Here is a 12373-nt window from a genome sequence, read left to right on the forward strand (position 1 = left end):
CGCGCATTCCCTCCGAGGCTCTAAGCCCCGAAGGGAACGCGGCAGTCATACCTTTAAGATTCGTAGGCGTCCTGGATGTCCTTGGCTAATTGTTCCGGAGTGGTGCCGCCGATCAGCAAGTCTTGCAGACCGTTGTTCATCGTGTCGATCACGGCCGGCGTCAATTGGGCGTCGTAAATCGGCGAAATTTCCAGGTCCTTGAACATGGCCAAATACTCGTTGAACAGAGGCGCGACTTTGCTCTTGTCGTAATCGGTCGGAACCGTCGCGGCTACCGCGTTGTTCTCGGCCGCCATGTTCGCTTCTTCCACGCCCGTCAGTTTCTTGACGAGATCGACCGCCGCTTGCAGCTTGTCGCCCGTCAGATTGGCGTTAATCGCGTAGGACCACGCCGCTCCGCCCGATACGACGTTCGCCTTGCCGGCTCCGCCCTCGACCGAAGGCAGGATCGCCAGGTGCGTGTTGTCTTTGATGTTCTGCGGCGCTTCGCTGTTCAAGGAGGAAATCGCCCAGTCGCCCTCGAAGAACATGGCCGCTTTCTCGTTGTAGTAGAGCGTGCGCTGCTGGTTGTTGTCGATGCTGTTCATGTCGGAGTTGAACGCGCCCATCTTGCTCAGATCCTGCAGCGCTTTCAACGCGCCTACGAAAGGCGCATCCGTGAACTTCGCGCCTTGGCGGTTCTTGATGCTGTTAAACCAGTCCGTGCCGGTATAACGGTCTCCGAGCTCGCTCAGGATGCAGGACTCTGCCACCCATTTTTCCTTGTTGCCCAGCGCGATCGGCGTGTAGCCGTTCGCTTTCAGCGTTTCGACGGCGTCGGTGAATTCCTTCCACGTGGACGGGAATTTCGTGATTCCGACTTTGTCGAATATGGCTTTGTTGTAGAAAATCAGCGAGGTGGAGAGCATCTGCATCGGCGCGCCCACCAATTTCCCGTTCACCGTGAAGTCGTTCAAGGTGCTCGGAATGAAGCCGTTCTTCCATTCCGGATCCTGATTCATGATGTCGTCAAGCGGAAGAACCAGCTTGTTGTCCAGGAACATCTGGGCGTCGGAGCCGATGAGTTCGAAGACGTCGGGCATGTCGTTGCCGGCCGCGAGCGTTTTGATTTTCGTTTTGTACGTCGAATCCTGCAGAGACTCTTGGGTGATCTCTACGTTCGGATGTTCGGCTTTGAATTCCTCGAGCATTTTACGGCGAGCGACGACGGCGCCGTCGGTCGACGTCTCCAGAAGACGGTCCGCCATGCTGAGTTTGATTTTCGGCGCGGAGCTGGCCGCGCTGGACCCGCCGGTTTGCGGCGCTCCGGCATTCTCTTCTTTTCCGCAGGCCGATAGAGCCGCCATCGCAATGATCAGCGCGCCTAACGCGAGCTTCGAAGCTTTCGCTTTTCTCATACTGAATCCCCCTCATACCGTGGATGTTGGATACGCTTTTCATTCTACCGGGACTCCGCTTTGAAAGAAGGCGGCATTTTTACGATAAGGTAGAGAAATTTATTCCCTGGGCGAACGGATATAGAAAAACCCCGGATTTACCGGTTCCGGTAATCCCGGGGCGAGAAGCCCGTGTATTGGCGGAAGGTGTTCGAAAAATATTTGTAGTCGTAATACCCGACCTTCTCCGCGATTTCATACGTCTTGAGCCGCGTTTCCCGCAGCAAAGCCTTCGCCTTTTCGATTCTCAGCCGGGTCAGCCATTTGACGAACGGGATACCGGTCTCCTCTTTGAAAATTTTGCTGAAATACGCGGGAGTGACCTTGACGTAATCCGCCACCTGTCCCAGGCTGATCGGTTCTCCGTAGTGGCTTTCGATATATTGGATCGCCTCCTTGACCGTTCGCTTGTAGGTGTCGCGTTGATTCTCTTCGATCATCCGGCAAATGCCTTCGGCCGACCGGCGGACCCAAGCTTCCAAATCGGCCAGCACCTCGAATCGCTCGATGGCGACGTGGGGGATGAACGGCGATCCGAATATCGGATCGGGGCGGAATCCCATTTCCTCCAAGGTCTGGATCAGCAAAACGATGAGGCGCACGCATGCGCTTTTCACTTCTTCGAACGGCGGATTCCCGGAGGCGAGCCGCCCGAAAAACTCGTCGATCGTCCGATGGAACGCGGGGACGTTCATCAGCTTCAAATATTGCGCCAGCGCCCTCTCTTCGGTCGTGGGGGGCGAAGCTCGCTCTTCGCTCATGTCTTCCGCCCGGCGCTCTTTCGAGTATAGGAAAATTTTCCCTTTCCCTTGATAGACTTTCTCTTTCAAAGCCTGGTCCGCTTCCGAGTAGGATCGGCGGATGTCCGACAGACTCGCGCAAGGCAGCCCGATGCCCATGGTAACGGACAGCTTCAAGTACCGCTTGATGCTGATCTGGATTTCCTCGCATACCGCATACAAGGAATGGACTTTCCGGGTCGCGACCAGGGCGATCAACCGATTCAGTTCGCCGTAACACACGAAACCGGTGAAATAAGCGAGCAGCGTCTCTTCGGCGATGTTGAAGACGGCGAATTTGAACGCTTCGTTCTCCTTTTGCGACAGTTTCTCGGAGAACATCGCATAATCGTCGATATTGATCAGCACCACCTGATACTCCGAGCCGTCTAAAGGGATTTGCAGCGTTTTCAGCCTCTGTTCGATTTCCTCGGGGCTTAATTCCTTTTTGAGCAGGCTGTTCATGAAGGCGTACTTGATATAAGGCAAGTTCTCGTTCAGAATGCGGATCCGGTTCATTTCCTTGCTTCGGCGGAGCTGCTCCTCCCGCTTCTTGTCGCGGATCCCGGTAATCACGGACACCAGGCTTTCCGCGGTGGCCGGTTTCAGCAAATAGTTATCGACCCCGATCTGCAAAGCGGCTTTGGCGTAGGCGAAATCCTCGTATCCGCTCAGTAGGACGATGGAGATGTCCGGATACAAGGTTTTGATTTGTTCCGACAATTCGATTCCGTTCATGACGGGCATGCGGATGTCGGCGAGCACCAAATCCACCTTCTGCCGCGCGAGCTTCTCGAGCGCGTCTTTGCCGTTGCCGGCCTCGGCGGCGATTCCGATGCCGTGCTCGTCCCATTCGATGGAAGTGGCGATGCCTTTCCGGACCAACGGTTCGTCATCCACGATCATCATGCTGAACATGATCCACGCTTCCTTTCCGATACGGCTGTCTGACCGTCACTTTCGTCCCTTGACCGGGCGCGCTTTGAATGTCCAGTCCGTAGGCGGGGCCGAAGCTGAGTTTGATGCGGTCGTTAATGTTCCTCAGCCCCACGCCCTGCGCGTAGTTCTCTTGCTTCTCTTGCTGCTCCCGCCATAACCCGAGAATCTCGGGATCCATCCCGGCTCCGTCGTCGGCCACTTCGTAAACGACGGCTTCGTCCTCCTTGTACACGCGGACCTCGATGTGACCGAATCCGCCCTTCTTCTCGATTCCGTGCGTGATGGCGTTCTCGATCAGGGGCTGCAAAATCAGCTTGATGACTTGGCAATCCAACGTTTCGGGATCCGCGTCGACGGTAAACGAAATGGCGTTGTCATAGCGTTTTTGCTGAATCACCATGTAATGCTCGATGTACTCCAGTTCCTTCCGGACCAGCGTAAACCCGCTTCCTTTATTGAGGCCGATCCGGAACAGCTGCGACAAAGTCTGGATCAGGGAAGAAGTCTCGAACGCTTTCTCCATCCGCCCCACCCAATAAATCAAATCCAGCGTGTTATACAGGAAGTGGGGATTGATCTGCTCCTCGAGCGCTTTGATTTCGGCTTCTTTCTGTTTGATCTTCACGACGTGAACCTCATTGATCAATTCGTCCAGTCTTCGGGACATCTTGTTGAAGCTGGCGGCCAATAGCGCGATCTCGTCGTTGCCCTGCACTTGCATGTTCACGTTGAAGTTTTCCTTCTCCAGGCTGCCCATGAGCCGCCGGATTTGTTTGAGCGGTTTCAATACCTTGAACAGGAAATACATGAGGAACAGGAAACAGATCACCAAGCTCAGGCAGACGGACAGAAAAGTGACTTGCTTGATTTCCTCGCTCGGCCGGGTGATGGAGTGGATCGGGACGTAATTGATCAGTTTCCAACCGATTTGGTCCAGGGTATAAAATTCGACCAAATAGTCGTTTCCTTCGATATTCGCGTTATAGTAACCTTCCTTGGATTCGAACACGCGCGGTTGCACGTACCGTTCTTCCAGCTTGCGTCCCACCAAGGCATCCGAATGGGTGGACAGAATCGTCCGGTCTCCGTCAATGATATAAAACATGCCTTGTTCATTGTTGATTTGCCTGTCATAGATTCCGCGGATTTGGGCTCCGGTCAAATTGATTTTCATATAACCCAGCACCCGATCGATTTGGTTGATGTCCCGAATCGAGCGGAACAACGAAATCACTTTCAGATCCGTAGTCCCGACGTAAACGTCGCTGAGCGACCACATTTCCCTTCCGTTCAAGCGCCTCAGTTCGGCTAGACGGTCGTCGTCCAATACGTTGCGGGCCCCTTGGGTATCCATGCCTCCGCCGGAGAGATCCTGGATATAGATGGAATAAACATACCGTTTGGTTAGAATGTAATCCCCAAGGAACGTTTGGATCGAGGGGTCGTTTTGCACCATCTCCCCCCGGTTCAACGCTTTGAAATATTCGTTCAGCTTGTGGTTGTTGATCATGTTGAACGATATTCCCCGCACGTCGTTGATGATGAATTCCAAATTGTTGGCGATCTGTTTGAGCGTCTCCATGTTCAATTTGCTCGTCTGGTCCTGCACGATGTTCGTGGAACGCACGTAGGAAAAGCTGCCGACGACGAGTATGGGGACGAGCGTCATGAGCAAGGAGAAAATCAGGATTTTGTACCTGAGGCTGAACATTCTTTGGGTACGGATCGGTCATCCCCCCTCCGGTCTGCATCCGTGCCGCTGAACGGGCTTAGTCGATGCTTCCTATCCTAATGGGGGCATCCTTCTAAAGCAAGTGTTTTCTGCACCTGCGGCACTCGGAAGGCCGTCTCCCCCCCCCCCCCCCCGGCAGGCCGATCCTTTGCCGCGCCGAGATGACGCCGGATGCCGGGCGTAAGAAACCGTCAGGGAGAAATTCGTCCCTGACGGTCCTTTGTTTCGTGCCTCTGCAGTCACTCATCAGCAACATTTCCACGAACATCCTCAATCCTGTACTCAAATGAACATGACCATTGGGTTCCGGTTGCCCAGAGGGGCGGGGGGTTAAGCTTGCGCGGCAGGCTTAATCAGCGGTTGCCCCTAGAGCTGGCGGGGGTTAAGCTTGCACGGCAAGCTTAATCAGCTGTTCCTCAATGCGTTGGCGGGGGTTAGGCTTGCGCGGCAGGCTTAATCAGCTGTTGCCCCCTACGTTGGCGGAGGTTAAGCTTGCGCGGCAGGCTTAATCAGCTGTTGCCCCTCGCGTTGGCGAGGGTTAAGCTTGCGCGGCAAGCTTAATCAGCGATTGCCCCTCGAGCTGGCGGGGGTTAGGCTTGCGCGGCAGGCTTAATCAGCTGTTGCCCCCTACGTTGGCGGAGGTTAAGCTTGCGCGGCAGGCTTAATCAGCTGTTGCCCCTCGCGTTGGCGAGGGTTAAGCTTGCGCGGCAAGCTTAATCAGCGATTGCCCCTCGAGCTGGCGGGGGTTAGGCTTGCGCGGCAGGCTTAATCAGCTGTTGCCCCCTACGTTGGCGGAGGTTAAGCTTGCGCGGCAGGCTTAATCAGCTGTTGCCCCTCGCGTTGGCGAGGGTTAAGCTTGCGCGGCAAGCTTAATCAGCGATTGCCCCTCGAGCTGGCGGGGGTTAGGCTTGCGCGGCAGGCTTAATCAGCTGTTGCCCCCTACGTTGGCGGAGGTTAAGCTTGCGCGGCAGGCTTAATCAGCTGTTGCCCCTCGCGTTGGCGAGGGTTAAGCTTGCGCGGCAAGCTTAATCAGCGATTGCCCCTCGAGCTGGCGGGGGTTAGGCTTGCGCGGCAGGCTTAATCAGCTGTTGCCCCCTACGTTGGCGGAGGTTAAGCTTGCGCGGCAGGCTTAATCAGCTGTTGCCCCTCGCGTTGGCGAGGGTTAAGCTTGCGTGGCAAGCTTAATCAGCTGTTGCCCTCGCGTTGGATGGGGTTATGCTTGCGTGGCAAGCTTAATCAGCGATTGCCCCTCGAGCTGGCGGGGGTTAAGCTTGCGCCGCAAGCTTAATCAGCTGTTGCCCTACGTGTTGGCGGGGATTAAGCTTGTGCGGCAAGCTTAATCAGCTGTTCCTCCACGCGTTGGCGGGGATTAAGCTTGCGCGGCAGGCTTAATCAGCTCTTGCCCTACGTGTTGGCGGGGGTTAAGCTTGCGCGGCAAGCTTAATCAGCGATTGCCCCTCGAGCTGGCGGGGGTTAAGCTTGCGCCGCAAGCTTAATCAGCTGTTCCTCCACGCGTTGGCGGGGATTAAGCTTGCGCGGCAGGCTTAATCAGCTCTTGCCCTACGTGTTGGCGGGGGTTAAGCTTGCGCGGCAGGCTTTAGTCAATCCCACTTCCGCCTGCTCTTGGTCATGGTTGATCCCGCCTTCCTGCCTATGCGGTAACGTTTTTCACCGAATCCCCATCCTCCCCGTCACGGGTTCCGATTCTAACGGACACAGCAGCCGCTATTGGATCAAATCCACTCATTTTCAAATCGTAACGGACACAGCGGCCCTTATCCGTAACCTTTTACGGTTATACGTGGGGTTTTTCACCCAATAAGCGCAACTGTGTCCGTTACAATGCGCTTTGCCGAGAAGCGCCCCAGATAGCGTCCGCTGTGTCCGTTAGCCTTACCCCCTCAGCGAATGGGGCAGCCGGCGGCGGTCGCTCTAAGAAAGGAATGGAGCATGACTTCACCCCGAATAGTTATAAGTTCTGATCGGTTAAGACAGCCAGGCCTCGACATCACCGAAAAGTTATAAATTCCGATAGGTTAAAAAAGCCAGGCCTCGACATCACCGAAAAGTTATAAATTCCGATAGGTTAAGAAAGCCAGGCCTCGACGGCCTGGCTTCGTTCTGTCTGTGCGGCAATCAAGAGGCGGCGGAATATCTTCTTTTCCAGTTCAAGTAACCCATCGCCAACAAGCCTGCCGCTGCGCCGATTTCATACCCGACTGCGTGGTAACCGAACNAAAAGCCAGGCCTCGACATCACCGAAAAGTTATAAATTCCGATAGGTTAAAAAAGCCAGGCCTCGACATCCCCGAAAAGTTATAAATTCCGATAGGTTAAAAAAGCCAGGCCTCGACATCCCCGAAAAGTTATAAATTCCGATAGGTTAAAAAAGCCAGGCCTCGACATCACCGAAAAGTTATAAATTCCGATAGGTTAAGAAAGCCAGGCCTCGACGGCCTGGCTTCGTTCTGTCTGTGCGGCAATCAAGAGGCGGCGGAATATCTTCTTTTCCAGTTCAAGTAACCCATCGCCAACAAGCCTGCCGCTGCGCCGATTTCATACCCGACTGCGTGGTAACCGAACAGCCCTCCGATGCTTCCGCCCAACAGTACGCATGCTCCCATAACGATTCCTGCCATATCCGAACCTCTCCTTTTCTCGTTCCTTGTGATGTCTTTATTGTAACGGGGACCGAGGGGGCCGGATCAGTATCGAATATCAGGAATCGGGGATGACATTTGTCACCGGAACGGCATGGCGACTATCAGTCTCAAGCTTCGGGGGATTCCCTTGTAGTCCGCACGGTTGACGGACATCACGATCCCGTCCCGTAGACGAAACGCTCCAACTGCTCGATCTTCCCGTCGGTTAGCGGTCCGCTGTTATCGAAATACAAGACAGAGCCGTCCGGAAGATTCCACTTCACTTCCCGGTCCGCGAGGAGCGAACGGCTGAATTCGTCCCAATGCTCCAGCTTCCACGCATCCAGCGCGGAGCCCCGATCCCGGATGCGTTCGAGGTACGCGTCGGCGTCCTTCAGCGTCACCACCACCGCCTTCACGTCCACGTCCCGCGCGGAGGCGCCGATGCGCGACAACTCCGACTCCAGCCAGCCGGGGTCCCAGATCTCCCGGGTAAATGGGCCGACGACGATGGCGTCCGTTCCGATGTCCACGTTCTCCAGCGCCGCGTCCATCGTCAGGCGGTAACCTAAGTCCCGGCATAGGGACTTGTATACGGGCGAATCCCGGTCGGCCGGATCGAGTCCGGACAACGTCATGATCGCTTCCGACGCGGGGCGCGACAGCGTATCCATGTCGAACAAGGCCGCGCCCCTTCTGCCGGCGAGCGCTTTGGCCAACGTCGTTTTCCCCGCTCCCGCTCCTCCGACGAAGAAAACCAGTTTCCCCCGCATTGACCCTACCTCCCCGCCGTCGTTTTCCCCTCGGTTATTTCACGTTCGCACGATCGCTAAGCGTGGGCGGATTCCTTAATCGTCACCGAGTTCCAATCGGTCCGATAATATCGGATCATGACGGTCAAGCCCAGCAGCATCAGGAACGAATACAGCGCCAGCCAAGCCCCGACGCTGCCCCAGTCCAGGACGGATACGAACAGGTAAGTCGCCGGAATGAAGTACAGCAAGTTCAGTACCATCGAAGCCCGCATGAGGAACGTCGTATCCCCCGTCCCCCGCAGCCCGCCCGCGTAAAAATTGAAGAACCCGTCGAACAGCTGCAAATAGGCGGAGATCATGATCAAATGTGCGGCCAGTTCGTACACTTCCTTATCGTCCGTGTACAATCGCGCGATGGGGACCGACCAGATCAGCTCCGCCGTTCCGAGCAACAGAAGGAAAATCGTACCCAGAATGGCCGCGTCGGTTCCCGCCCTGCGGGCCAGCCGGGGCTGCCCCCGCCCGATCTCCTGCCCGACCAGGATCGTCGCGGTCGATCCGAACGCGAACGCCGGCATGAATCCGAACGACATGATATTGAGAGCGACTTCGTTCGCGGCCAGCGCCCGATCGCCGAGCCGGGCGACGAACATCGTGAAGACGTACATGGACACGCTCATCGAAAATTCCATGATGCCGAGCTTGCCGCTTTCCTGGAAGATCAGCCGCATCTCCGAGACCACCCGCCCCGGCAGCCGGCGGGTGCCGAATTTCCGATGCATCAGTCCCCAGAAAACGAGCAGGCACGCCAACAATTGAACGGCTTCCCCGATCAGGAACGCGTAGCCCGCGCCCATGAGGCCCAGCTTCGGCAATCCCCAGTGCCCGTACGCCAAGCCATATGTCAGTACAAGCATGAGCACGTTGCCGATGATCGACACGATCATCGAAATCCGGGTATCCCCGACGCCGCGGAAGAACCCGTGAAACACGAAGCTGATAATGCCGAATGCCTGCGCGTAGAACCGGAGCTCCAAATAATCCGCCCCGGTGCCGATCAGTTCCGACGACGCCCCCGTCAGTTTAAGGATCGAGGAGCTGGCCAGCCACCCGGCCAACGCGATGAACGCCCCTACCCCCAAGCTCATCAGCAGAGCCGCGTACATGCGCCTAAGCCCTTTGTCCATGTCGTTCGATCCGTAGTTTTGCGCGACCAAATAATTGACCGTATGGCCGATGCCGGAGAACAACGCGAACGCGTTATACATGATGATGTTCGAAACGCCGACTACGGCGATGATCAGGAACCCCAGATCGCCGACCATGATGAGCAGAATCGTGCCCGTCACCGTCTGCGTGGCAAACGCGAACAAGGACGGCAGCCCGAGCAGCGCGATCCGCTTCCATTTCCCCAATAAATCTTTCATATGCGAATAATTCCTTTGCTGTCTGGATTTCTCCCCATTGTGGAAGATCGGTGCCGCTCTGTCAACGGACCGCCGGGGAAAACGTTTTTCTCCGGACTTCGCGCTTCTTTCGAAAGACCCAAAAAAAGTGGAATAATACCTAATGGCCGTTACCTTATGCGCTTACATTTCCACTTCTATAATTATGATTGCGTTTACAAAAAAGGGAGGTTCAGAAATGAAACGGACTTTTGCGGGAATTTCTGCAGTACTTATGATGTCTTCCGTACTCGCCGCCTGCGGCAGCGGAAAATCGGACAACGCCAGCTCGAGCGGCGATGCCGGAGCCAGCTCCTCGCCTGCCGCGAGCAGCAGCGCGAGCACCAGCTCGGGCGGCAACTCGGGCGCCAAAGTCACCATCAATCTTTGGTCGTTCACGGATGAGATTCCGAACATGACGGTGAAATATAAGGAGACTCATCCGGACGCGAACGTAGAATTCAAAACGACGATCATCCCGACCACGGACGGCGCTTATCAGCCGGCGCTCGACCAAGCGCTTGCCGGCGGCGGCAAGGACGCTCCGGACATCTACGCGGCCGAGGCGGCGTTCGTCCTCAAGTACTCGCAAGGCGACGCATCCGACTACGCGGCGAATTACGCCGACCTGGGCCTGACCGACCAAATGGTACAGGACGCCGGCATCGCCCAATACTCGGTCGACATCGGCTCCAAAGAAGGCTCGCTGAAAGCCCTCGGCTACCAAGCCACCGGCGGCGCCTTCATCTATCGCCGCTCGATCGCCAAAGACGTGTTCGGCACGGACGATCCCGCGACCATCAAGAACGAAGTCGGTCCCGGATGGGATAAGTTCTTCGAAGCAGCCGCGAAGCTGAAAGCGAAAGGCTACGGCATCGTGTCCGGCGACGGCGATATTTGGCACCCGATCGAGAACAGCTCCGACAAAGGCTGGATCGTAGACGGCAAGCTGCATATCGATCCGAAGCGCGAACAGTTCCTGGATCTCTCGAAGAAGCTGAAAGACAACGGCTTCCATAACGACACGCAAGACTGGACGGAAGCTTGGTACGCCGACATGTCCGGCACCGGCAAGCAGCCGATCTTCGGATTCTTCGGCCCGGCATGGCTCATCAACTACGTCATGAACGGCCAAGTGAAAGACACGAACGGCGACTGGGCCGTCACCGAACCGCCGACCGGCTTCTTCTGGGGCGGCACCTGGCTGCTCGCCAACAAGAACGTCGAGAAAGACGACGCCAAGAAACAAGCCGTTGCCGACTTCATCAAGTGGGTAACGCTCGACACTTCCGACACGGGTCTCCAGTATTTCTGGGCGAACGGCACGATGAAAGCCGGCGAGCCAGGCACGAAGGACAGCGTCGCTTCCTCCGTCGTCATGCAGAAATCGAACGGCGAAGTCCCGCTGCTCGGCGGCCAGAACATGTTCGACGTGTTCGTTCCGGCTAACGCCAACGCTACGGGCAAAAACCTGACCCAGTACGACGAAACGATCAACCAAATCTGGCGCGCTCAAGTACGCGAATACACAGCGGGCAACAAGAGCCGTGACCAAGCGATCGCGGACTTCAAATCGCAAGTCAAAGACCAGCTCGGTATCGATAGCGAATAAGAAGACGCCGAAAGGGGCGGGTGATCTTTCCCGCCCCTTTATATCAATTCATGGGGTGAGAATCATGCGCAGCAAAGGCGTCAGCTATTCCAAATACGGCTACATCTTCTGTCTTCCCTTCATACTCGCGTTCCTGGTTTTCTCGCTGTATCCCACTGTGTATACAGCAGCCATCGGGTTCACGGATATGAAGGGAGTTATCCCGAAATCGATTCATATTTTGGATAACCCGTTCCAGAACTTCAAAGACTTGATTTTCGATAATCCTTCGTTTAAAACATCTCTGTCCAATACGTTTTTGCTCTGGATTTGGAACTTCATCCCGCAGATCGTCCTCGCGCTCTTGCTTACCGCTTGGTTCACCAACAGGCGCCTCAAAATTCGGGGACAAGGCGCGTTCAAAATTTTACTTTACATGCCGAATATCATCACGGCGAGTTCGATCGCCGTGCTTTTCAGCTCCTTGTTCGCCTACCCTATGGGGCCTATAAACAGTCTGTTCGAAATGATGGGTTGGCAGCCGTTCGACTTCCTTCAGGACAAGACAACCACGCGGGGCATCGTGGCGTTCATCCAGTTCTGGATGTGGTACGGCAACACCATGATCGTCCTGATCGCGGGCGTGATGGGCATCAGCCCCGATCTATTCGAGTCCGCGCAGATCGACGGCGCGAACGGGACGCAAACCTTCTTCCGCATCACGTTGCCGAATCTTCGCACGATCATGCTGTTCACGCTCATCACCTCGATGATCGGCGGTCTGCAAATGTTCGATATTCCGCAGCTCATCACGAGAAACGGGGGCGGACCGGACAACGCGACGCTTACCACGTCCGTCTTCATTTATCAGCAAGCGTTCAGAGGCAGCTATATGTATAATCGCGCGGCGGCTGCAAGCATGATCATGTTCGTGATCGCAGCGGTGTTGTCCGCTATCGTCTTCTACTTGATGCGCGATCGTTATGCGGCGAAACTCAAGAAACAAGAAAAGAAGATCAAAAAAGCTGCGCGGGCAGCGGCAAGGGGGGCGTAA

Annotated in this window: 8 protein-coding genes; 2 read left to right on the top strand and 6 right to left on the bottom strand. The window is 55.8% G+C overall.

Annotated features, from left to right (window positions below; all coding sequences use genetic code 11):
• Window positions 1-53 precede the first annotated feature (53 nt).
• The 6 genes from PTZ19_RS19910 to PTZ19_RS19935 all read right to left on the bottom strand — a co-directional run bounded on the left by PTZ19_RS19910 (window position 54) and on the right by PTZ19_RS19935 (window position 9710).
• Window positions 54-1397 carry an extracellular solute-binding protein gene (locus tag PTZ19_RS19910; RefSeq protein WP_276356972.1) on the bottom strand — a complete coding sequence of 448 codons (1344 nt, stop codon included), beginning with the start codon at window positions 1395-1397 and terminating at the stop codon, window positions 54-56.
• 137 nt (window positions 1398-1534) lie between these two features.
• On the bottom strand, window positions 1535-3133 hold the full coding sequence (locus PTZ19_RS19915; protein ID WP_276356973.1) for a response regulator: 1599 nt from the start codon (window positions 3131-3133) through the stop codon (window positions 1535-1537).
• Window positions 3108-4865 (bottom strand): cache domain-containing sensor histidine kinase, encoded by a 1758-nt coding sequence (locus PTZ19_RS19920; protein ID WP_276356974.1) that lies wholly within the window; start codon window positions 4863-4865, stop codon window positions 3108-3110. The genes PTZ19_RS19915 and PTZ19_RS19920 overlap by 26 nt, the downstream gene beginning before the upstream one ends.
• Before the next feature lie 2504 nt (window positions 4866-7369).
• On the bottom strand, window positions 7370-7525 hold the full coding sequence (locus PTZ19_RS19925) for a hypothetical protein (RefSeq protein WP_276356975.1): 156 nt from the start codon (window positions 7523-7525) through the stop codon (window positions 7370-7372).
• Window positions 7526-7701: 176 nt separating this feature from the next.
• Entirely contained in the window at window positions 7702-8301 is a 600-nt protein-coding gene (locus tag PTZ19_RS19930; RefSeq protein WP_276356976.1) for a P-loop nucleotide/nucleoside kinase family protein, read from the bottom strand.
• Window positions 8302-8357: 56 nt separating this feature from the next.
• A complete protein-coding gene (locus PTZ19_RS19935; protein ID WP_276356977.1) occupies window positions 8358-9710 on the bottom strand; it encodes an MATE family efflux transporter in 1353 nt (450 codons plus the stop codon).
• Window positions 9711-9927: 217 nt separating this feature from the next.
• On the opposite strand from PTZ19_RS19935, the gene PTZ19_RS19940 reads away from it, so the two are divergent.
• On the top strand, window positions 9928-11340 hold the full coding sequence (locus PTZ19_RS19940) for an ABC transporter substrate-binding protein (protein WP_276356978.1): 1413 nt from the start codon (window positions 9928-9930) through the stop codon (window positions 11338-11340).
• Between the two features lie 64 nt (window positions 11341-11404).
• Window positions 11405-12373 (top strand): carbohydrate ABC transporter permease, encoded by a 969-nt coding sequence (locus PTZ19_RS19945; RefSeq protein ID WP_276356982.1) that lies wholly within the window; start codon window positions 11405-11407, stop codon window positions 12371-12373.

It is taken from the genome of Cohnella caldifontis (assembly GCF_029360585.1).
GTDB classification, from domain to species: domain Bacteria; phylum Bacillota; class Bacilli; order Paenibacillales; family Paenibacillaceae; genus Cohnella; species Cohnella caldifontis.

Excerpts from the sequence above, each read along its gene's own strand:
- PTZ19_RS19910 (WP_276356972.1), bottom strand. The coding sequence starts at position 1,397 with ATGAGAAAAGCGAAAGCTTCGAAGCTCGCGTTAGGCGCGCTGATCATT.
- PTZ19_RS19945 (WP_276356982.1), top strand. The coding sequence starts at position 11,405 with ATGCGCAGCAAAGGCGTCAGCTATTCCAAATACGGCTACATCTTCTGT.
- PTZ19_RS19925 (WP_276356975.1), bottom strand. The coding sequence starts at position 7,525 with ATGGCAGGAATCGTTATGGGAGCATGCGTACTGTTGGGCGGAAGCATC.
- PTZ19_RS19940 (WP_276356978.1), top strand. The coding sequence starts at position 9,928 with ATGAAACGGACTTTTGCGGGAATTTCTGCAGTACTTATGATGTCTTCC.
- PTZ19_RS19915 (WP_276356973.1), bottom strand. The coding sequence starts at position 3,133 with ATGTTCAGCATGATGATCGTGGATGACGAACCGTTGGTCCGGAAAGGC.
- PTZ19_RS19930 (WP_276356976.1), bottom strand. The coding sequence starts at position 8,301 with ATGCGGGGGAAACTGGTTTTCTTCGTCGGAGGAGCGGGAGCGGGGAAA.
- PTZ19_RS19920 (WP_276356974.1), bottom strand. The coding sequence starts at position 4,865 with ATGTTCAGCCTCAGGTACAAAATCCTGATTTTCTCCTTGCTCATGACG.
- PTZ19_RS19935 (WP_276356977.1), bottom strand. The coding sequence starts at position 9,710 with ATGAAAGATTTATTGGGGAAATGGAAGCGGATCGCGCTGCTCGGGCTG.